Consider the following 21,755-nt stretch of genomic DNA (forward strand, 5'->3'; position numbering starts at 1 on the left):
CGCTATGCTGATAAAGCGTTGCTGTAAAGGCGATGCTTGAAGCCAAATTCTCAGCAAATTATAAAAATATCTGCTTAGTTTTTTTAACGAAGCATAGGTTGGAGACTTCCTATATAAATTGCGGCTATGGAACAAAACGTGAATATAGCCGCAATTGCTGCATAGATCTAAACTGCCAAATTTAAAAACTGCCGCTGCTAAAGCGAGGCGGGCAAAACGAAATTTACTTAAAAGGAATTTAAAATGACAACTACAAATTTATCAATTGGTTATACTTACCCAGAATTAAATCGTGGTTTAAAAGGTGGTATCAAGCTCGATTTTGATATGTTGGTTGCCTATACAGAAGAACGCTATTTGGTGCCTATCGAGCATCCAGATGCAGCCAGTTTTGCTGGCATTACGCTAGAAAAATATGTTGGTGATCCTGAACTTGAGGTAATGTATAACTCTACGCACATGGAACAATTTTTAGATAATAGTAATGGTCAAGATGGCGATAAAATGGGTAATTTTTATAGACCTATCTGCGGTTTTCCTATTAGTGATTTTGCGTCTTTGGAGTTTAGCCAGCAGGATTATGGTCAAATTGTTTATGCATCCGCCAATCGCACATTCCATAAAACACCAGGTAAAGGTCGTTTTCCCATCGGTATTTATCTCATGACTGGCCCTGCAAAACACAATATATCTGGTGAACTTTCCATCGAACTTTTCCACTGGATTGATACAAGTGTAAATTTGCCACGCTATAAAGCGTAAGCCCATATTTTAAAATATATAAAGGCAGCCACATTGGTTGCCTTTTACAAACAGCCTATTGGCTTGACAAAGCATAAGTCAGAAACTTCTTATATAAATTGCGGTTATAGAACAAAACGTGAATATAGTCACAATTACTGTATAGATACAAAATATAAAATTAAAAATGCCGCTGCAAAAACAGGTCAGGCGAAATGAAATTTACTTAAAAGGAATTTAATATGATTATTAAAGGTGTAACTGAGGCTTATATAGATAATAACTATCCCGTAAAAGCTGGTGTTAATTTGCGAGGAGGTAATTTATTGGCATTAACAAAGAATAGATTGCTTGTTCCAATTAATCATCCTGATGCAGTTGTATTTATTGGTTACGTGTCAACACAATACGAAGAGGGCATGTATGACAATACAAATGGAGAAGACGGCGATATTAAAGTTCGACCAATGCAGGGGGGGGACGTAATGTTTATGGCTGATGCTTTGGTAAAGCCATTAGACGTAACGATTGTTAATATTGGCCAAACTATTTTTGCTTCAAATCATGATGCGTTACATTTATCACCGGGTGAGGGACGTTTTCCAATAGGCATTTTAAAAGACATTGCCCCAGCTACGCAATGGTCTATTCCTGTTGGGGGAGACGCCAATGCAATTTATTATAAGCTCTCATTAAACACTTTGCCTGTATTCTATTCATAAATAAGATTTAAGGTTTAGCCCTAAATCTTATAGTTCGGGCACTATTAACGAAAAAAATGTTGGGCAGTAACTTAAAAAAATCTGCTCAACATTTTTTAATGCTGATCGACCGAAACGCCGTTTTGATCGAGTTTTAGTTCAATGCCTGATGGTTGTTTTTCTTGCTTATAGGTGTAGTAACCAAAACCAATAACAACGACAATAAGCGCACCAATAATGAGATAAAGAAATCGGTTCATAATTTAAATCCTAAAATATTGTAACTGCAGATCTATATGGAGCGAAAATAATCTATTCAAGGTGCGGCTAAACATCATTATTAATATTGGCAAGCTGTAAGTTGAGGTAAATGACTGGTTTTGCTCTCTTTATTGTGACTTGCGGTTAAGCTAAATATGGATATTGATGGGTTATATTTCATCTGCGAGTAGTTATATTATGACATCATTATTTGTTAGAACGAACCCTAAAGATCGGCTATTTGGCGTTGCTGTAATTGTCGGTTTAGCCGGAGGCATTATATCAGGTTTTGTTAAATCTGGAGTTGAAGGTGTTCTGCCTCCACGCACCGCCGATAGATTGATCCCACCTGCGGAAGTGTTGCAAAGCTTTGGTATTGATTCCAGCAATATGATCTATCACTATTCAGATCATATAGTTAATTGGGGCATATCAGGTGTTCATTATTTATTTTCGATTGTTTTTGCTGTTGCTTACTGTATCGCCGCTGAAATTTTTCCAAAAGTTAAACTTTGGCAAGGTCTTTTATTTGGTGTTGTCGTGACAATCGGTTTTCATGGCTTGGTGTTACCAGTCGGTGGCTGGGCGCCGCCAATTTGGAAATTGCCTTTTGACGAATTATTTTCAGAAAGTTTCGGGCACCTAGTTTGGGCATGGACGATTGAAATTTTTAGACATGATTTAAGATATAGAATAAGTGGTAAAACGGATGTAATGGCAGCTTAATAATGAGTTGTAAGCATTGGCAGACAAGCAAAGAAATAAGATTAGGCTAAACTATATGCCTGCCAATAGCTTAAATTGCTAACCATATTATTTTTACATTAAACATAACCGCCTTTATGAGGCGGTTTTTTGCTTAAAATAACCTTGATGACATCTAAACCAACCGCTAATGCCAGTTAAAAAGTGGCTAAAATGATGCTAAGGTGTATGGCAATTATGTTCTTTGTCTTTGTATCTATATTGTCATTGGTAAGCTGTGAAATAAATGCCAAATATTCTATCAACTGGGCTCGTGCATAAAGACTAATCGCTGAGCATTGGTAACAGAAGACCAAAGGCGCTTAAAACAATTAAACAATCAAAAAATTGCCATTGAAAATGCGGTATAAGGCTCAGGCCAAATTTATTGCTACCACCACCCTCTTGGAGTAACGACAGGTCTAAAGAAAATATGGGCATTTTTGTCTAATGTAAAACCCAAATTGTTCATGCATAAACTTGTTTTTACATTTACGTTATTTTTAGCCGCATCGTCCAAGGTGTAATTGATAATGTTATTTTTACTCTTTTGGAAGCAATCACTAAGCGCTTTTTGGGTATCTTCAAGGCTTACCCCTGGTTTATGAAAAGAGGCGGCAGTTGGTAAAGGAGGTTGAATAACTTGCGGCTGACAGCCAATTAAAAGGCATAATAAAGAAAAGTAAATTAAAGAAAATAATATTTTTTTCATGTTTAATCCTTTATGTAAATAAACTTAAATAAATATATATAGTACTCAATTATATTAATTGCTGCAATCATTTAAAAAAATCTATACTTTAGCTTATTGGAATTTATTGATGCTGATCTATAAGGGCGTAGCAATATGTCACAAATTGCAAAGCAAAAGCGGTTGACTGCCAAATAAACTATCAACTTTAATGCAATTTAAGCCGCCTATGCGCAGGCTACAGCTCTAAAACAGCCAATGGCAATCTTTGTTTAAGTAATGCAAAGAAAACTAAATATTTAAATCTCTTGTTGCCATGATGTTAGCTAAAAAGGGGATAAAGCCATTGTGGATAGATGTTTTCAATCTTTAAAGCATTTTAAAATTTTTGAAAAATTGGCTGGGGAACCTGGATTCGAACCAAGACTAGCGGAGTCAGAGTCCGCTGTTCTACCCTTAAACTATTCCCCAAGACAGATTAGCGGCAAATATATTGAAGCCGAATCTTCTAGTGCGGTGACTTCTATCATATTTTTCAGGCCAATCAAGATAAAAAGCACCAATTGCCTATTCTTTTTGCTTTGTTTTTAAATTCTATTGCGCAAATATGTCAGCGATAAAATATCGTCTTTTTGACTAACTTTTATAATCATTGGTAAAATAAATTGATGATCGCCGTTTAAACGCCGTAATTTTTGGCGATGAAAACTGCAAGCCTTGATGATGTTTTTTGCTTTTTTGCAAAAAAATACGTCAAAAAGTGATAAAAATTTCAAGTTTATCGTTTGTTAACCATAGTTATTGAATTGCCTTTAATGAACTTAGGCTAAAGACAAATTATCAACAGACCAACTAAGGGAGTGCCGGCACATGCGCCGTTTCCAGACAATTATACGCCATCCCGTTACGGTAGCACTTTTTCTTTCGCTTACCCTTGCTGGTTGCGCTAAGAAAAACACCGGTTTAGATGCCAATGGCCAATTTGGTGCCAATGGTCAATATGGTGCCAATGGCCAATATGGCTCAGGTAGTGCAAGACCTGGAACAGCACAAGATTTCACCGTAAATGTTGGTGATCGCGTGTTCTTCGAGCTCGATTCATCCTCTATTCGTGGCGATGGTCAGCAAACTTTGATGCGCCAAGCCCAATGGTTGAAGCGTTATCCTAACTATACCATCACCGTTGAAGGCCATGCCGATGAACGCGGTACCCGTGAATATAATATCGCCCTTGGACAGCGCCGTGCAGTTGCTGCCCGCGATTTCTTAATTTCACAAGGTATTTCACCTAATCGTATGCGCACCATTTCTTATGGTAAAGAGCGTCCGGTTGCTGTTTGTGACGATATTTCTTGTTGGTCACAAAACCGCCGCGCTGTTACAGTGGTTAATAATGCGCCAAATAGCTAAATCTTGGCTTTATTGCAGGCGTTAGAGCGCATTTCGATCTGATTGGATCAGGTCAGCGCCTTAATCCATTGTTTACACCGCGTTTTTTGTCCGAAAACCGTTTCATACTTTTCTAAAAAACGCTCTAAGATTTAAGTATTTATAAAAATGAAAGGCTTATCCGTTATCATATGGGTAAGCCTTTTTGTTATTCGCAACTTAGATGGAAAGACCATAATGCGTGAAGAATCAAATGATATAGAGCTATTACCTGCCAAGCCTGATGTATTATTGGCCCGCAAAAATTGGCTTGAAAATCTTTTGCATACACGGCGCTTATCAAACTTGACCATTGAAGCTTATGAGCGTGATACACGGCAATTTTTGCATTTTCTTGCCCAATATAATGGTGACGCGGTATCCTTTGGCGATATAAGTGCTTTAAAAGTGAGCGATTTACGCAGCTTTCTAGCAGCAAGGCGGCGCGATGATATTAGTGCGCGCAGTTTAGGGCGTGGTCTTGCCGGTATTCGTTCATTTTTTGATTATCTTGGCCGCCAAGACCTTGCTCATGTTCCCGCCGCTAAAGTTATTCGTAGCCCCAAACCAGATAAGCGTTTACCAAAGCCGCTTGCGCCGCAAAGCGCGCGCGACGTGGTCTCCATCGCCGCGCAAGATAGCGACGAGCCGTGGGTTTGCGCCCGTAATGCTGCCGTTTTAACACTGCTTTATGGTTGCGGCTTGCGTATTTCGGAAGCCTTGTCGCTGCAAGCGAAAGAGCTTGAAAATGCCGCGCAAACCAGCCTTTATATCACCGGTAAGGGCGGCAAAACCCGTCTTGTGCCAATATTACCGGCAGTTTTTACCGCAGTTAATCATTATCGCAAGCTTTGCCCTTTTGCCTTGGAGCGTGAAAAACCGCTATTTCGCGGGGTAAGGGGCGGTGCTTTGCAGCCAGCTATTATTCAGCGTGCTGTGCAGCATATGCGTGGCAGCCTTGGGCTTCCAGATAGTGCAACACCGCATGCATTGCGCCATTCTTTTGCAACCCATTTATTAACCGCCGGTGGCGATTTGCGTTCTATCCAAGAATTGCTTGGCCATGCCAGCCTTTCAACAACGCAAATCTATACCCAAGTGGATACAGAGCGTTTATTGGCGGTTTATCAAAATGCCCATCCGCGCGCTGATCGATAATCATATGCACAAAAAAGCCTGCTGCAATGTTTGAAGGACTGCAGCAGGCTTATTGTTGGTTATGTCTTAAAGATTAATCTTTCTTTTTGAAAGATACATCATAGCCAAAATATTGATTAGATAATTTGCTCACCGTGCCATCATCGGTTAATTCGCTAATGGCTTTATCAACGCGAGCCTTTAATTCGCTATTGCCTTTTTTCATTGCAACGCCAATGCCTTGGCCAAATTCAGGATAATCAGCACCGGTAAGGATTGGGCCAAAGCGTTCAATCTTATGATCGTCCTTCAATAAGCCTTCCCAAACAGTAATTTCAAGAAGAGCAGCATCAAGACGGCCAGCTAGAATGTCGTCAACGATTTGTTCATTGCGCTCATAAATACGCACATCGGCATCTTTAAAATGGGCTTTTACCACAAATTCATGGGTGGTGCCACTTTGTACGCCAATAACCTTATTTTCTAAAGCTTTTTCAAGCTCGGCAGTGGTTTTAACGCTTTTAAGCGGGCTATCAGCTAGGGCTGCAAATTGATAAGGTGATTCACCATAAGGAATGGAGAAGTCGACATTCTTTGCCCGTTCTTCAGTGATGGAAATGCCAGAAAGCAACATGTCAAATTTACCAATTTGCAAGCTTGGCAATAAGCCATCATAGGCTTGGTTGGTCCATGTGCAGGTGGCATCAATCTTTTGGCAAATTGCATCGCCCAAATCGCGCTCAAAACCGGTAATTTCGCCACTTGGTGTGGTGAAACCCCATGGTGGGAAATCGGCGCTTATACCAAGGCGCAGATTTTCAGCATTGGCATTACTGATAAAAAGCGCTGCTGCCATCGTGGCAATTGCAAATAATTTCATACTCGTTCCTTTTAACCCAATATTCAACCCTTAGCCTAACATATGCCATAAACCGCGTTTGTTAAACCTGTTTTTTGTAAATTTTATTGGGGCTTTATTGGAGTGGCTTTATTTTGCTAAATTTGAAAAATCGTCAAAAACAGCTACAAAATCCCGTCATGGGCGCTAACAGCTGTAAGATATTGCCAATAACCTAAAATTTAAAGCAAATGCTTTCAATCAATACTTGTTTGATTTGCCTTTTCAATGTTAAAGGCAATAGATATAAATTTATCAATTAACTCATGTATATACATGTATATATGGGTTTTAAAGACAGTAAACGAAAAGACAAAGGCGAAAGCAAATGGCTAAAGACAAAGAAAAAACCAAGGCAAGACTACCGCGTGGATTTGTTGACCGCCATCCTGCCGAATTGCGTGCCGCCGAAGAAATGATGTCAACCATTCGTAGTGTTTATGAGCTTTATGGTTTTGAACCCGTTGAAACTCCGATTTTTGAATATACTGATGCTTTGGGCAAGTTTTTGCCTGATCAAGATCGCCCTAATGAAGGGGTATTTTCGCTACAAGATGATGATGAACAATGGTTATCGCTGCGTTATGATTTAACTGCACCATTGGCGCGTTTTGTTGCTGAAAATTTTGAAACCTTGCCAAAGCCCTATCGCAGCTATCGCGCTGGTTGGGTGTTCCGCAATGAAAAGGCAGGCCCTGGTCGTTTCCGCCAATTCATGCAATTTGATGCCGACACGGTTGGCGCTGAAAATGTAACAGCAGACGCTGAAATTTGCATGATGGCTGCCGACACATTGGAAAAACTTGGCATTGCGCGCGGTGATTATGCAATCCGCGTTAATAACCGCAAAGTGCTTGATGGCGTTTTGGAATTGATTGGCCTTGGTGAGGCGCAAAATAGCGCTAAGCGCCTGACGGTTTTACGCTCAATTGATAAGCTTGATAAATTTGGCGAAGAAGGCGTACGCGCTTTGCTTGGTAAAGGACGCGCGGACGAAAGTGGCGATTTTACCAAAGGCGCAGAGCTTAGCGAAGACGCCATTGAAAAGGTCATTGCTTTTACGGCTGCTGGCGGAACAACAGGCAGTGAAACAATTGCCAATTTAACAAAAGTGGTTGAAGGCAGTGAGCGCGGTCTTGAAGGCGTGCGCGAATTGCAAGACATGAATGTGCTATTTGATGCAGCAGGCTATGAAGGGCGGGTTAAGATTGACCCTTCCGTGGTGCGCGGCCTTGAATATTATACTGGCCCAGTTTTTGAAGCCGAATTATTATTTGATGTGGTTAATGAAGATGGCCAAAAGGTTGTTTTTGGCTCGGTAGGCGGCGGCGGTCGTTATGATGGTTTGGTGTCGCGCTTTCGTGGTCAGCCAGTGCCAGCCACCGGCTTTTCCATTGGTGTATCACGCCTTATGACTGCGCTTAAAAATCTAGGCAAGCTAGATCTTTCAACGAGCGTTGGCCCTGTTGTGGTATTGGTTATGGACCGCGACAGTGAAGCGCTGGTGCGTTATCAAAAAATGGTGGCTGATTTGCGCCTTGCTGGTATTCGCTCAGAGCTTTATGTCGGTGACACCGGCATGCGCTCGCAAATGAAATATGCTGATCGCCGTAACGCGCCTTGCGTTGTCATTCAAGGCTCTAACGAGCGCGAGGCAGGCACAGTTGAAATTAAGGATCTATTGGAGGGGCTACGCCTATCGGCTGAGATTGCTGACAATGAAACATGGCGTCAAAGCCGCCCTGCGCAAGTAACCGTTGATGAAGCCGATCTTGTGCAAGAGGTGCAAAAAATCCTTGCCGCCCAAGAAGAGGATAGAAAAGCGGCAAAGCCGCAATAAAAGCGTAATAAGAATAGATCAATATTATTCTTTAACCTATGAAGGCGGATTATTGGCTTTCATAGGTTACGTTACTAAGTATAAAGACAGGCAACATCATGACAGCAGAAAGACCAACAAACGCGGCACGCGTCACCGCAGTTTTTAGCCAAATGGGGTTAGAACCTGTAAATGTGCCGATTTTACAACCTGCCGATCCTTTCCTTGATATTGTTGGTGAAGATTTGCGCCGCCGCATTTTCATGACTGAAAATGAAAATGGTGACAGTCTTTGTTTGCGCCCTGAATTTACCATTCCTGTTTGTTTAAACCACATTGCTGAAAATCATGATACGCCGCGCCGCTATGCCTATATTGGCGAGGTGTTCCGTCAAAGACGGGTTGGCACCGGTAGCTTTGTGCAAGCAGGCATTGAAGATTTGGGCGAAACCAATGAAGCCGAGGCTGATGCGCGCTCCCTTCATGATGCATTTACACTGGTTGGTGACGTTTCATCGCTAACGATTGATAAGATTTTAATTGGCGATCAGGCACTTTTTGCCGCTGTTTTAAATGCGCTGGGCTTACCTCATGGTTGGCAAAAAAAGCTTATGCGCTGTTTTGGTAATGACCAGCTTTTGCAAGCACTGCTTGCGGATTTTGCAAAACCCCGTGAGCCGCTAGAATTGCCCGCTCATATTGCACAAAAAATTGCAAATCATGATAAGGATGGTTTGCAAGACTTGCTTGAAGCGGAAATGATTAGTGCTAATATTTCGCCGGCATTTTCGCGCAGCCCTAAAGAAATTGCCCAGCGATTAATTGAAAAGGCAGAGCTTGCAGAAGTGCAATTAGATCCAAAATCTATGGCGGCTTTGCAAGAGTTTTTGAAGTTTGATATCGCGCTTGATAAAGCGGTTGATATTTTAAATGGCTTTGCCAAAAAAAACCATTTGCAGCTTGATGATGTAATTGAGCGTTTTTCTGCCCGCAGCAAAGCGATTGTAAAAGCAGGGTTTGATCTTGATAAATTACATTATGATGCCGCTTTTGGCCGTCCGCTCGATTATTATACCAGCCTTGTTTATGAGATCCGCTCGCAAAATGGCGAGGTGATGATTGGTGGCGGGCGCTATGATAGTCTTTTAACCATGCTTGGTGCAAAAAAGCCCATACCTGCCGTTGGTTTTTCCATGTGGCTTGATCGGGTAGGGGGAGATTTATAAAATGGCAATTACTTTAGCACTTCCCTCCAAGGGCAGATTAAAAGAAAAGTCGTTGGAATTATTAAAAAAGGCGGGTTACGAGGTGGTGTTGCCTGAAGATGACCGCAGCTACCGCGCCCATATTGCCAATGCACCAAAAATAGATTTGCAATTTTTGTCAGCCTCTGAAATTGCCCGCGAGCTTGGCTATGGCCGGGTTGATCTTGGTGTCACCGGTGAAGATTTAATCCGTGAAACCCTTGCCCATGCTGACGAGCGGGTTAAGGTGGAATTGCCCTTGGGCTTTGGCCATGCGGATGTGGTGGTGGCTGTGCCGCAGGTTTGGCATGATGTATCAACTATGGCTGATCTTGATGATGTGGCGGCAGATTTTCGTCAGCGTCATGGCCGCCGTTTGCGCATTGCCACAAAATATTGGCGTTTGACGCAAAAATTCTTTTCGCAAATGCATGGCATTCAAGTCTATCGCATTGTTGAAAGCTTGGGGGCGACCGAGGGCGCGCCTGCCGCTGGCTCTGCCGATATGATTGTTGACATCACCTCAACCGGTGCAACTTTAACCGCCAATCAGTTAAAAGTGCTTGATGATGGGGTGATTTTGAAATCAGAGGCTTGCCTTATTGCATCAAAGCAAACCAAAGAAAAAGCTCTAAGTGATGAGGTTATAAGCCGCATGAAGGCTATTATTTAATTTAACTATGGCAAGATTATCGCGTGTTTTTATAAAATATTAAGGGCTTTATTTCACTTTGAATAAAGCCCTTAATAGTTGGCTATTGTTTTACCAAATTGCTATTATAAAGTTGTGGCCAATCCTCTTGCTGAACGAGCGCGCAAAAAGGCATGGCACGAGCAGTGCTTAACTGCCAAACCTTGCCATTATAGACAAAGCCAAAATCGCGGCCACAATCATTATTGGAACTAAAACGAATGGTTGAACGCAATTCAAGTCCAGCATTATTTGCGGCTAAATTATATAGCCAATTTTCTTGAGATAAATTCGCTTTGCCATCAAATTGAGCCGTTATCATACCTTGTGGGTTTTGTTTTTGTAAGCGATAATTATCTGTATATCTATTTGTATAATCATCACAAACTGCAATGAAGTGTTCACCATTGTTTAGCTTAATATTTAAGTCTATTGGTTTATCACTTTGGCAATTCGAACTATCTTCACCATGTAGCGCAATTGGCGTATTAAGGGTAAAAGCGAGAGCCGAAATTTTCGGCAAAGGCGCAATTTTATTGCCAAAAAGCGCATTAGCATTATCTTTTTGAGTATTATAAAAATTTGCAAATTCTTTAAGGGAAATATTAGCGCGAGGTAGGTCTTCAACATCAACACCAAAGGTTAACTCTTTTTCGGATAAAAGTGCCTTCATAAAATTTGCGCTGTCTTTATCGCCAATATGAGCCGCAAAAATAACGGGCTGAGGGGCGCTATCATTAATAAGCCCAAATTTAAGATTTTTCTTGGAAAAATGATAGATAAATTCACCGCTTGTAATATGTTGATCATTGCTTGCCACAATGAAGCGTATAAGAGGTGGTTTCGTGCTGTTATATTGCCAATGGATTGCGATATATTGACCTTTATCATATATATTATCAATATTAGGGTAGCCAATTGCGGTGCAGCTAAAACCTTGGTCGCAACCAAAAAGCCAATCACCCTTGTGCGATATTTTACCAATATTGGCAAAATCTGATAATGCGCTGGTTGTGGCTGTATCATTCCCAAAGGCTAGTTGTTGAATGCGGTGGTCAATAATTGCACTTTGGCAGCTTTGATATTGGAAATTATTATTGGCATTTTCATCAAGATATTGGGTAAAGAGGCAAGCCTTATCCAAAAAGCTTTTAAAATTATTTTTATCACGTAATGCATCTTTTTCAAAATTGATGCCATAATCCTTTTCAAGCTCAGCAATTTCTTGAGCGCTGTTTTCTTGATCCGGATCACTTTGATTGAAACTACTTTGATTTGGTGTCTCAAAATAATCAAGAATAGATTTTTCCGTTTTAATATCGATAAAATCACGTTCAACCTGTTGATCAAAGCCACATTTTTCTTGATAACAATAATGGTTGCGCAGTTCGTCAATACGGTTAGCAAGTAAGCTATTATTACAGTTGGGAGCACTGAGCACTTGACCATCGCGGCCCCAATAACCGCTTTCATAAACTGCACAAACATTTTGGCGATAGTTTAACCATGCCCGTTGCTCTGCAATTAAGCTTTTGCGAATGCCTTCAGCTTTGGGGTGGCCGTCATAACTTGCTAAAACAATTTTCCAAACTGCATTTAATTGGTTATCAAGCCGTTTCCAGTTTTCACTACCGCATGCAGTCCAATCTGAATTAGTACCAAATGGATTTTCTGCCATACATTGATCATAAAGCGGATCAGCCTTAATTGTTGGGATTATTGTGAAGTAAAATAGTACTATAAAAATAAAGGAAAAAAATAACCGCATATTATTCATGGCCCCACACCTTGCCGAAAATTTATTAGCCACTCTAATATTTTTAAAACATTATTTAAAGTACTTAGGGTCAGGACCTATTAATTTAAATGAAATGGCACAATAAACAGCAAAAATATACAAGGAGGAAAGCGAAAAGTGAGTGGTATACCCAGTTAAGCTTTACGACGCAGTAGATTGCAGCTGTTTTTGTGTCCTTTCAGGATATGGGAAATTTTTGCGATAACTTTGTCGAAGCCCCTTGAAAATATTTATATTTCCTGCGTTTCTTCTCCTTGTTCTCACAAAAATTCCCTCATACCATTTTGTTCAAATTAATAGGTCCTGACCCTAACTATCTAAAAGTAATTTATTTATTGGTTGTTATAAATATAATTGCTTAAACATCTTAGCCGGTGATTTAAAGGAATGTTTCGTGCGTCATTTGCAAGTTTGATAATGGTTACCTATATAGCAAATATTTAAAGCAATGAAAAACCGCAATGGTTCTTAAAAAAGCTGTTTTTTGTTTGGCTTATGCTCTAAAACAAGATAAGGTTGACCAAATCTTATCCTTGTTGTGTAAGAATAGTTCATTTAGATTTTAAGGCAGGAGACTGACGAAAACAATGGAATTTGATGTTGTACTCGTAGTATTTTTCGTATTGGCAATTGTCATATTTTTGCAATTGCGCAGTGCGCTTGGTAAGCGTACCGGTAATGAAAGACCTCCCTTTGATCCGATGAAACGTACACCAGCAAGCAGCCCAACGCGCGGTGATGATAATGTCGTACCAATGGCGAAAAAACAAAATCGCCGGAGCGATGATTTTTCTGATATTGATGCAATTGCCCCGCAATCAAGCCGTTTGAATGAAGGATTGCGCGCCATTCGTGCCGCCGATAGTTCGTTTTCACCGCAAAGCTTTAGCGATGGTTCGCGCATGGCCTATGAAATGGTGATGACTGCCTTTGCTAATGGCGATACCAACACTTTGAAGACGCTTTTAGCAAAAGATGTTTTTGATGGTTTTAATACCGCAATTAGCGAGCGTGAAGCAAATGGCGAAAAGGTTAAATTTTCGTTTGTTGGTATTGATAAGGCGGATATTGTTGCTGCCGATCTCAATAATGGCGTTGCAGAAATTACGGTGCGTATTGCAAGTGAAGTGATCTCTGCTACCTATGATAAAAATGAAAATTTGGTTGAAGGTGATCCGCAAGAAGTAACTCAATTGCATGATTTGTGGACCTTTGCCCGTGATCCACGCTCGCGTGATCCTAACTGGCAAGTGATTGCCACCGATGAGGATGCGTAAGGATTATTTCTTGGATTTTAAAAGCCGCTTTTAGCGGCTTTTTTATTGAAAAATAAAATTTGTTTTTTTAAATGACAAAATCAATCAAAAAAATGAAATTTAAAAAATTGGTCTATTCGCCCGATAGGTGAATATGCTATATAGCAAAAAATTAGAAATATTGGTTTTAAAATGCAAAGCGATTTTGGCAAGAAACAACAAAAAAATACAAGTGGCAAAAGCCGCTTTAATGTTTTGCGCCCTGAAGACAAAGCTTTGTGGGATGCGGTAGCAAAATCCATTCGTCCCTTGCGCATGAGTACGGCTATTGCTCAAGCTGTTAGCGATCCGGCTGAATTTAAAACCATGCTGGCTAGCGGTGATAGTGCACCTTTGGATAAAAACCAAACCAAACGGGCGCAAGCAGATAATTATTCGCCAAAATCTAGCCGTAGAAATAATGATGGTGGATTAATCAACCCGATTGACCGCAAAACCCACCGTAAAATCGCTAAAGGCAGGCTTGATATTGATGGCCGCATTGATTTGCATGGTCTTACGCAAAGTGAAGCTCACACGCTGCTCTTGCGGTTTTTACAATCGGCACAATTTCGTGGCTTTCGTCACGTTTTAATCATCACCGGCAAGGGTAAGTCGTTACAAAGTGATGGCATTTTGCGCCAACTTGTTCCCCATTGGTTGTCAACCCCAGCTTTTCGCATCTATATTAGTGCTATTAATGATGCGGCGCGTCATCATGGTGGCGATGGTGCAATCTATCTAAAATTGCGCAAATTATCAGCATAATCAACAGGCAGTAATCAATGACCCCTTTTGGTTTGAAAATGCAAAGCTTACGGCGCAAAAAGGGCGTAAGCCAAAAGGAAATGGCTAAGGCGCTTGATGTTTCAGCCGCCTATCTGTCCGCCCTTGAACATGGGCGCAAAGGTGCGCCGCCTTTTGCTTTTGTGCAGCGGATTATCGCTTATTTTAATATTATTTGGGATGAGGCGGATGAAGTATTAAAATTAGCCGATTTTTCCCATCCGCGTATTATTATTGATACCAAGGGATTATCGGCAGAAGCTACCCATTTTGCTAATCGCCTTGCTAAGGATTTGGCAAAAATTGATAATGCTGACAAATTATTATTAATGCAAAAATGTCTTGATGATTTACTTGCCGATTTATCTTAAAATTAGCCGATAGATCGTTAGATTGTGAGGCATTAGTTAAACACCTCACAATTTTAAATTCTTAAAGACCGCTTGCTAACTCTTTGACCAAACGGCTTGTTGCTGCAACAATATCGGCTTTAACCGCGCCATTATCATCAAGGCTTTGTGCGACCGCATTAACAATGGCTGAGCCCACCACAACGCCATCGGCAAGCTTCGCAATATTGGCAGCTTGTTCTGCGGTTTTAATCCCAAAGCCAACCACGACTGGTAAATCTGTATGCTGCTTAATGCGTGCAACAGCATCGCCAATTTGCTCAATTTGCGGCAAGGCTTGGCCGGTAATACCGGTCATTGACACATAATAAACAAAGCCAGAAGTATTTTGTAAAACCTTTGGTAAGCGCTTATCATCAGTTGTTGGGGTTGCAAGACGAATGAAATTAATGCCAGCTTTTAAGGCAGGCAAACAAAGCTCATTATCCATTTCAGGGGGGAGATCCACCACCAATAAGCCATCAAGTCCTGCTTCTTTGGCATCTTTCAAAAAGCGATCGACACCATAAATATAGATTGGATTATAGTAGCCCATCATTAAAATTGGCGTAACATTATCATGGATGCGAAAATCCTTGATCATCTGCAAGGTTTTTGCAAGAGTTTGGCCATTTTTTAGTGCCCTTTGGCCGGCAAGCTGAATGGTTGGGCCATCGGCCATTGGGTCTGAAAAAGGCATGCCAAGCTCAATAATATCAGCACCAGATTTTGGCAGATCTAACATAATCTTTAAGGATTCATCATAATTAGGATCGCCAGCCATAATATAAGTGGCAAGAGCACTGCGACCTTCAGCTTTTAAGGCCGCAAATTTATCATCAATACGCGTCATAGTTAAAATCCTTAAAAAGCGTTACATTGCCATGCCGAGCAAATTGCCGACCGTATGCACATCCTTATCACCACGCCCCGAAAGATTGACGATGATAATTTGATCTTTGCCCATTTTAGGTGCGCGTTTTACTGCCTCTGCCAAGGCATGTGAAGATTCAAGCGCTGGAATAATACCTTCAGTACGGGTTAATAGTTGAAATGCGTCCAAAGCTTCATTGTCAAGAATAGGCACATAACTAACCCGCTTCGTGTCTTTAAGCCATGAATGTTCAGGGCCAACACCTGGATAATCAAGACCTGCAGAAACTGAATGGCCTTCAAGAATTTGCCCATCACTGTTCTGCAAAAGATAGGTGCGGTTGCCGTGAAGAACGCCGGGGCTTCCAGCACTCATTGATGCGCAATGCTCATCGCTATCAAGGCCGTGACCACCTGCTTCAACGCCAATAATTTCAACACTTTTATCATCAAGGAAGGAATGGAAAAGCCCAATAGCGTTAGAGCCACCACCAACGGCGGCAATAATCATATCAGGCAGGCGGCCTTCACGTTCTAAAATTTGTGCGCGCGCTTCATCACCAATGGTGGTTTGGAAATCGCGTACCATTTCAGGGTAGGGGTGCGGACCAGCGGCAGTACCAATGAGATAATAAGTATCATCAACATTGCTAACCCAATCGCGCAAAGCTTCATTCATCGCGTCTTTTAAAGTGCCATTACCAGCCGATACTGGCTTTACTTCAGCGCCAAGCAGGTTCATGCGAAACACATTGGGCTTTTGCCGCTCAACATCGGTTGCACCCATATAAACAACACAAGGAAAGCCAAAGCGCGCGGCAACGGTTGCAGTAGCAACCCCGTGTTGACCGGCACCCGTTTCAGCAATAATGCGTTTTTTGCCCATGCGCTTTGCTAAAAGCACTTGGCCCAAACAATTATTGATTTTATGGCTGCCGGTGTGATTAAGGTCTTCACGCTTTAAATAGATTTTTGCGCCGCCAAGATGTTCTGAAAGACGATCGGCATAATAGAGCTTTGATGGACGGCCGGCATAATGGGTTAAAAGATTGGACAGCTCGGCTTTAAAGGCTGGATCATTTTTTGCTTCATCATAAGCATCTTGAAGCTCCAATATAAGTGGCATCAAAGTTTCAGCAACAAATCGACCGCCAAAAATACCAAACATGCCATCTTCATCAGGACCTGTCCGATACGAATTTAAGTCAATTGCGCGATCATCTTGCGCCCCATCAACCAGCTTTGTCACATCATTCTCCATTATTGCCATCTTCATTCAACTGTCGAATTTTATTAAATACTGCTTATAGTCATAAAAAACCAATTTAGGCAAAACATTTTAAATTGGTGGTGCCGTGCAAAGCATTGCATCGTTATTTTTGCTGGGCGATTAAAGCATTTTGTACCGCGTTAAAAAAACCGTTCATAAGGGCAAGATCTTTAACGCCTGGTTCACTCTCAACGCCTGATGAGACATCAATGCCACTTGGGCTAATCGTTGTTAATGCATCATGGATATTTTCAATGCGCAAACCACCAGAAAGCATGTAATCCATGTCGCTATCAAAATTATTTAATAATTGCCAATCAAAAGACACGCCATTTCCCCCCGGAAGATTAGAACCTTGTGGGGCTTTGGCATCAAATAAAATGCGGTCGCTAACTTCCCTGTAGGGAATAGCGTTTTGTAAATCTGGCGCGGTATGGACTGAAATTGCTTTCATCACGGGTAGATTATAGCGCTTTTTAATTTCAGCAACGCGGCGCGGCGTTTCATGGCCATGTAATTGCAGCATATCGGGCTTTACAATATGGACAAGGTCATCAAGAAAAAGATTATCAGCATCAACCGTTACGGCAACGGTTTTGGCGCGCTTTGCGACTGTTTCACAAAGCGCGGCTGCTTGCAAAAATGAAATATTGCGTGGACTTTTGGGAAAAAAGATAAAGCCAATATGGCTTGCACCATTGGCAATGGCCGCTTCTACCGCCTCATTTGTCTTTAATCCACAAATCTTTATATCAAGTGCCATTTTGGTTTTCCCATTTTGGTGATCCAAGTGAATTCTTTATTTTTTTAAAAACCGATCATAACTTCATATCGGCCTAGAATCGTATTGATCTTTCTGTTTTGGTTCTCTTTTACTGCCAGAAAGTGATTTGTGCAAATAGGTCATCATGGCTGCTGCAAATAGCGGTGTCAATAAATTGAGTATCGGAATGGATAAAAACAAGGCAATCACCAAACCTGCACAAAAAACGTTCCATCGGTTTTGTAAGTAAAATTCATGACCACCTTTTTCAGCACGTAAGCGGCTTGCGGCAAATTCAAAATATTCTCGCCCTAAAAGATAGCCGTTAATGACAAAAAAGCCTATGAGATTAACCCCCGGTACCAATAATAATAAAAGCGCAATAATATTGCCGATGATGGAAAGGCAAAGAAAGCGCGCCGCGATAATCATCGAGCGACCAAGCGGCATTGCAGTTCCGACTTTATCTTGTGGGTAATCTTGCTTTTCAATAATTTCAGCCACATCATCAATAAAAAGCCCACCGATAAGTGCGGTAATTGGCCCCACCAATAAGGCAAGAATAGCTGCAAGCCCAAAGCTAAAAGTAATAATCCACACAATGCCAAGCCAGCCAAGCCAATCAGGCATGCCAGAAAAATAGGGTGCTAGCCAAGGAAAAACCGATTGAATAAATATTTGGCGTAAGAAAAACCATAGAAAAATCAAAAGACCAATTGTATAGCCAAGGGACTTCCAGAAAATTGTTCTAAATTGCGGCGACCATAAACGTTGTAGAGCCCAAAAGGCAGCGTTGAAAATCATTTTTTTCCTGACTTAAAACTGAAAAAGGCGAAACGAGGTTTCATTTTTGTACTGGCATTTATTGTTTTAAAGCATTAATAATCATATATCGTAAAGCCTTGCCAATTTTAAAAGTGGATTGCCCGATATTTTTGGTTCTGATATGCTTTTTTAAAATTTCTTGTGCATTGGCGTTCAATGTCCGTTTTAACCAAATCCTATGGGTAAATCTATTTATCCTTTATATAAATCTAACTGTTCAAGAGTTTAAGTCTTTTATCCATTTAAATGTATAATTGTGTTCTTGTTTTGAACTTATGGAGCTTTTAATCCATGCCGAAATTCGATGTTTTAACTATTGGCAATGCCATTGTTGATGTTATTGCCCGTTGTTCTGATGATTTTCTTATTCAAAACGGCATTGTAAAAAATGCGATGAATTTGATTGATAGCGGCCGTGCGGAGCTTTTATATAGCCGTATGGGGCAAGCCATAGAGTCTTCAGGCGGTAGTGCTGCCAATACGGCGGCAAGTGTTGCCAGCCTTGGTGGTAAAGCTGCCTTTATGGGCAAGGTTGCAAGCGATCATTTAGGGCAAGTCTTTGCCCATGATATGCGCGGCCAAGGTGTTTCTTATGATACGCGCCCCTTAGAAAATGGTGCGCCAACCGCAAGATGTATGATTTTTAATACGCCCGATGGCGAGCGGTCGATGAATACTTATCTTGGCGCATGTATTGAGTTTGGCCCAGAAGATATTGAAATTTCCAAGGTTGCTGAAGCCAAAGTTACTTATTTTGAGGGTTATTTGTGGGATCCCCCACGCGCCAAGGAAGCAATGCGCCTTGCTGCACGTATTGCCCATGAAAATATGAATGAAGTTGCTATTACTCTGTCGGATTCATTTTGTGTTGAGCGCTATCGTGATGAATTTTTAGAAATGATCCGCTCTGGCATGGTTGATATTGTTTTTGCTAATGAAGCAGAAATTCTAGCGCTTTATGATACAACCTCATTTGATACAGCTATTCGCGCTATCCGCACCGATTGCAAGCATATTGCTTGTGTGACGCGCGGTGATAAGGGTTCGGTTATTGTTCAACGTGATGAAACCTTTACTATTTCGCCGATAGCGGTTGAAAAGGTTGTTGATACAACTGGCGCTGGTGATCTTTATGCGGCAGGCTTCCTTTATGGTTATACCAACGGTTTGAGCCTTGAAGATGCAGCGCGTCTTGGTTCGCTTGCTGCCGGTCTTGTTATTCAGCAAGTTGGTGCGCGCGTACAATATTCTTTGTGTGATGCAGCTATTCAAGAAGGCTTGATTGAAAAACGCTAAAGCAATTTTGAAAAATTGATCATACTATATAATCAGGGCACCTCTTCATTTTTGGGGTGCCTTTATCATTTTTGATTAATTAACAGCAAAATTCATCACGATTATTTCCATAGATTTGTTGTTGTCTTTTTGCTAGAAATTTTATCAATGTGATTAGAGCGTTTTTTAGAAAAGTGTGAAGCGGTTTTCGGACAAAAAACGCGGTGTAAACAATGCATTAGAGCGCCAATCTGAACCAATCAGATCGAAATACGCTCCAAAAAGGTGTAGCAAACATGATGACATTTTTGCCAGAATGGTCAATTTTTTTAAAATTTGCGCTTTATTCGATTATCTTGACACTTGTTCCCGGCCCTGATCTTACATTGCTTATTTCACGCTCTATCCTTGATGGGGCAAAAGCTGGCTTTGCTTGCTTGCTTGGCGCTTATAGTGGCATTTTTATCCATGTTATTGCCGTGTCTATTGGGCTTTCTGCGCTCATTATTGCCTCGCCAACAGCGTTTTTTATCTTAAAATGGCTTGGTGCTGCTTATCTTGTTTGGTTGGCTATTCAATTATTTCGCAACCGGTCAACTTTTAAGCTTGATATGGAAAAGACCAAAACATTTTCTTTCAAAAAGAATTATTTGGCTGGCTTGATGTCCAATTTGTTAAATCCTAAGGTTATTTTATTTAATATGACCTTTTTACCGCAATTTGTGTCGGTGACAGATCCTCATGCTGCGGGTAAATTGGTTTTTTTGGGGCTATCTTTCATTCCCGTTTCCATGCCTTTTGTTGCCGCAATCATTATTGCAGCTGACCGCGTTGCTAAGCTATTAAAGGAAAACCCGCAATTTATTCGTGGTTTGAATTGGGTGATGGGAGCAATGTTCATGGGCTTTGCAGTAAAATTATTGGCCATTCAAGCAAAATAAAGCATGTCGATAAAATAAATGGGAGGATTTATGAATAAGGTTATTGCATTTGTTTCTCGTTATAATGGTGAGGAAACACAAAATTGGTTGGACGCATTAAATAAGGCATTTAATGGTCAAAAAATTATGGCAATATCAGCAATGAGCGATATGCAAAAGCATGATTGCTCGGTGGCAATTGTTGCTAATCCCGACCCTAGCGAGCTTGCTTTGCTGCCTAATTTACAACTTATCCATAGTTTATGGGCCGGGGTTGAAAGATTGGTTAGTGAGCTTCCACTAAATTGCGCGCCAATTATCCGCCTTATTGATCCTGAATTAACCCGCACCATGGCTGAAGCTGTGCTTGCTTGGAGCTATTATATTCAACGTGATATGCCGGCCTATCGGATCAGCCAAATGGCAAAACAATGGCAACCGCGTGAATATCGCCCACCTCATAATATGACTGTTGGCATTGTTGGCTTGGGGCTGCTTGGGCAAGCGTCAGCAAAATTTTTACAGCATGCCGGTTTTAATGTCATTGGTTGGAGCCGTAGCCCAAAAGCTATAGATAATCTTGAAAGCCTAACAGGTGATGACGGTTTAACGACATTGTTGCAGACAAGTGATATTGTTGTTTTACTCGTCCCCCTAACCAATGAAACCACTGGCTTGATGAATGACAAGCGGTTTTCTCAAATGAAAAAAGGTGCAGCTTTAATTAACTTTGCCCGTGGGCCAGTTGTTGAAGCGCAAGCCATGCTAAAATCTATTGAACAAGGGCAACTTGGACATGCTATTCTTGATGTCTTTAATGTTGAGCCATTGCCGCCAACATGCCCCTATTGGCATAATCCAGCGATTACCATATTGCCCCATATTGCCGCGCAAACGCCTAAGGAAACTGCGGCAAAAATTGTTGCACACAATATTGCCACTTGGCAAAAAACCGGTGATTTACCGCCATTTGTCAATCGCCAATTGGGCTATTAATGCTGATTAAAAAATTTATCTAAACTTTAGATAGAGCATTATCCACACAAAAACTATTATTTAAAGAAAATTATTAGTCGGCTAATTATTTAGTTGTGTTAAAAGAGTCACTAAAATAAGCAAATATGAATTTACATATATAAATTGAAGCTTATCAATTGAATTGCTAACAAGTCAATGTTATTTAAGGGAAAATTTTTTAGCAAGTTT

The 21,755-nt window shown here is 41.0% G+C and carries 22 protein-coding genes and 1 tRNA gene; 14 read left to right on the forward strand and 9 right to left on the reverse strand.

Annotated elements, in window-relative coordinates; translation table 11 throughout:
- The first annotated feature begins 243 nt into the window (after positions 1–243).
- Together N6A79_RS02165 and N6A79_RS02170 are read left to right on the forward strand one after the other, a co-directional pair.
- Positions 244–762, forward strand: coding sequence for a hypothetical protein (locus N6A79_RS02165; RefSeq protein WP_182418701.1), 519 nt, complete (start codon positions 244–246; stop codon positions 760–762).
- Between the two features lie 221 nt (positions 763–983).
- Positions 984–1,463: a hypothetical protein gene (locus tag N6A79_RS02170; RefSeq protein ID WP_268546804.1), complete on the forward strand. Its 480-nt coding sequence runs from the start codon at positions 984–986 to the stop codon at positions 1,461–1,463.
- Positions 1,464–1,558: 95 nt separating this feature from the next.
- Here N6A79_RS02170 and N6A79_RS02175 read toward each other — a convergent pair whose 3' ends face one another.
- Positions 1,559–1,702, reverse strand: coding sequence for a hypothetical protein (locus tag N6A79_RS02175; protein ID WP_268546805.1), 144 nt, complete (start codon positions 1,700–1,702; stop codon positions 1,559–1,561).
- A 166-nt stretch (positions 1,703–1,868) separates the two neighbouring features.
- Between N6A79_RS02175 and N6A79_RS02180 the strand changes: the two genes are divergently transcribed.
- Positions 1,869–2,429: a YagU family protein gene (locus N6A79_RS02180; protein ID WP_268546806.1), complete on the forward strand. Its 561-nt coding sequence runs from the start codon at positions 1,869–1,871 to the stop codon at positions 2,427–2,429.
- Between the two features lie 409 nt (positions 2,430–2,838).
- Here N6A79_RS02180 and N6A79_RS02185 read toward each other — a convergent pair whose 3' ends face one another.
- Complete coding sequence (locus N6A79_RS02185) at positions 2,839–3,159, reverse strand: hypothetical protein (RefSeq protein WP_268546807.1); 321 nt, start codon at positions 3,157–3,159, stop codon at positions 2,839–2,841.
- Between the two features lie 376 nt (positions 3,160–3,535).
- Positions 3,536–3,609, reverse strand: a tRNA-Gln gene (locus N6A79_RS02190).
- 399 nt (positions 3,610–4,008) lie between these two features.
- Here N6A79_RS02190 and pal point away from each other — a divergent pair.
- Together pal and N6A79_RS02200 are read left to right on the forward strand one after the other, a co-directional pair.
- Positions 4,009–4,548, forward strand: coding sequence for a peptidoglycan-associated lipoprotein Pal (gene pal, locus N6A79_RS02195; protein ID WP_182418705.1), 540 nt, complete (start codon positions 4,009–4,011; stop codon positions 4,546–4,548).
- Between the two features lie 216 nt (positions 4,549–4,764).
- Positions 4,765–5,724, forward strand: a complete 960-nt coding sequence (locus tag N6A79_RS02200; RefSeq protein ID WP_182418706.1) for a tyrosine recombinase XerC — start codon at positions 4,765–4,767, stop codon at positions 5,722–5,724.
- Between the two features lie 73 nt (positions 5,725–5,797).
- Here N6A79_RS02200 and N6A79_RS02205 read toward each other — a convergent pair whose 3' ends face one another.
- The gene (locus N6A79_RS02205; RefSeq protein WP_268546808.1) at positions 5,798–6,583 is read right to left on the reverse strand and encodes a transporter substrate-binding domain-containing protein; all 786 of its coding nucleotides are present in this window, start codon (positions 6,581–6,583) and stop codon (positions 5,798–5,800) included.
- A 346-nt stretch (positions 6,584–6,929) separates the two neighbouring features.
- Here N6A79_RS02205 and hisS point away from each other — a divergent pair, with 346 nt between their 5' ends.
- The 3 genes from hisS (at position 6,930) to hisG (ending at position 10,337) form a co-directional block, all read left to right on the forward strand.
- Positions 6,930–8,441 carry a histidine--tRNA ligase gene (hisS, locus tag N6A79_RS02210; RefSeq protein WP_268546809.1) on the forward strand — a complete coding sequence of 504 codons (1,512 nt, stop codon included), beginning with the start codon at positions 6,930–6,932 and terminating at the stop codon, positions 8,439–8,441.
- A gap of 98 nt (positions 8,442–8,539) precedes the next feature.
- The gene (locus N6A79_RS02215) at positions 8,540–9,646 is read left to right on the forward strand and encodes an ATP phosphoribosyltransferase regulatory subunit (RefSeq protein WP_268546810.1); all 1,107 of its coding nucleotides are present in this window, start codon (positions 8,540–8,542) and stop codon (positions 9,644–9,646) included.
- A 1-nt stretch (position 9,647) separates the two neighbouring features.
- A complete protein-coding gene (gene hisG, locus N6A79_RS02220) occupies positions 9,648–10,337 on the forward strand; it encodes an ATP phosphoribosyltransferase (RefSeq protein ID WP_182418710.1) in 690 nt (229 codons plus the stop codon).
- Between the two features lie 82 nt (positions 10,338–10,419).
- Here hisG and N6A79_RS02225 read toward each other — a convergent pair whose 3' ends face one another.
- Positions 10,420–12,132 (reverse strand): lysozyme inhibitor LprI family protein, encoded by a 1,713-nt coding sequence (locus tag N6A79_RS02225; protein ID WP_268546811.1) that lies wholly within the window; start codon positions 12,130–12,132, stop codon positions 10,420–10,422.
- Between the two features lie 608 nt (positions 12,133–12,740).
- On the opposite strand from N6A79_RS02225, the gene N6A79_RS02230 reads away from it, so the two are divergent.
- The 3 genes from N6A79_RS02230 to N6A79_RS02240 all read left to right on the forward strand — a co-directional run bounded on the left by N6A79_RS02230 (position 12,741) and on the right by N6A79_RS02240 (position 14,605).
- Complete coding sequence (locus tag N6A79_RS02230) at positions 12,741–13,430, forward strand: Tim44/TimA family putative adaptor protein (RefSeq protein ID WP_268546812.1); 690 nt, start codon at positions 12,741–12,743, stop codon at positions 13,428–13,430.
- Between the two features lie 171 nt (positions 13,431–13,601).
- Positions 13,602–14,216 (forward strand): Smr/MutS family protein, encoded by a 615-nt coding sequence (locus N6A79_RS02235; RefSeq protein WP_268546813.1) that lies wholly within the window; start codon positions 13,602–13,604, stop codon positions 14,214–14,216.
- Between the two features lie 17 nt (positions 14,217–14,233).
- Positions 14,234–14,605 (forward strand): helix-turn-helix domain-containing protein, encoded by a 372-nt coding sequence (locus N6A79_RS02240; RefSeq protein WP_182418713.1) that lies wholly within the window; start codon positions 14,234–14,236, stop codon positions 14,603–14,605.
- Between the two features lie 61 nt (positions 14,606–14,666).
- On the opposite strand, the gene trpA is transcribed toward N6A79_RS02240, so the two are convergent.
- From trpA to N6A79_RS02260, 4 genes are all read right to left on the reverse strand, one after another.
- Positions 14,667–15,476, reverse strand: a complete 810-nt coding sequence (trpA, locus tag N6A79_RS02245) for a tryptophan synthase subunit alpha (protein WP_268546814.1) — start codon at positions 15,474–15,476, stop codon at positions 14,667–14,669.
- Positions 15,477–15,497: 21 nt separating this feature from the next.
- The gene (gene trpB, locus N6A79_RS02250) at positions 15,498–16,664 is read right to left on the reverse strand and encodes a tryptophan synthase subunit beta (RefSeq protein ID WP_246708185.1); all 1,167 of its coding nucleotides are present in this window, start codon (positions 16,662–16,664) and stop codon (positions 15,498–15,500) included.
- A gap of 205 nt (positions 16,665–16,869) precedes the next feature.
- Positions 16,870–17,529: a phosphoribosylanthranilate isomerase gene (locus N6A79_RS02255; protein WP_182418715.1), complete on the reverse strand. Its 660-nt coding sequence runs from the start codon at positions 17,527–17,529 to the stop codon at positions 16,870–16,872.
- A 63-nt stretch (positions 17,530–17,592) separates the two neighbouring features.
- Positions 17,593–18,333 carry a sulfate transporter family protein gene (locus N6A79_RS02260; RefSeq protein WP_182418716.1) on the reverse strand — a complete coding sequence of 247 codons (741 nt, stop codon included), beginning with the start codon at positions 18,331–18,333 and terminating at the stop codon, positions 17,593–17,595.
- Between the two features lie 312 nt (positions 18,334–18,645).
- Between N6A79_RS02260 and N6A79_RS02265 the strand changes: the two genes are divergently transcribed.
- From N6A79_RS02265 to N6A79_RS02275, 3 genes are all read left to right on the forward strand, one after another.
- Entirely contained in the window at positions 18,646–19,650 is a 1,005-nt protein-coding gene (locus tag N6A79_RS02265; RefSeq protein WP_182418717.1) for an adenosine kinase, read from the forward strand.
- A 278-nt stretch (positions 19,651–19,928) separates the two neighbouring features.
- A complete protein-coding gene (locus N6A79_RS02270) occupies positions 19,929–20,570 on the forward strand; it encodes a LysE family translocator (protein ID WP_182419604.1) in 642 nt (213 codons plus the stop codon).
- A gap of 30 nt (positions 20,571–20,600) precedes the next feature.
- Positions 20,601–21,545 carry a 2-hydroxyacid dehydrogenase gene (locus N6A79_RS02275; protein ID WP_268546815.1) on the forward strand — a complete coding sequence of 315 codons (945 nt, stop codon included), beginning with the start codon at positions 20,601–20,603 and terminating at the stop codon, positions 21,543–21,545.
- Positions 21,546–21,755: the final 210 nt, after the last annotated feature.

Origin of the sequence: Bartonella sp. HY761, from assembly GCF_026743145.1 — a bacterium.
Classification (GTDB): domain Bacteria; phylum Pseudomonadota; class Alphaproteobacteria; order Rhizobiales; family Rhizobiaceae; genus HY038.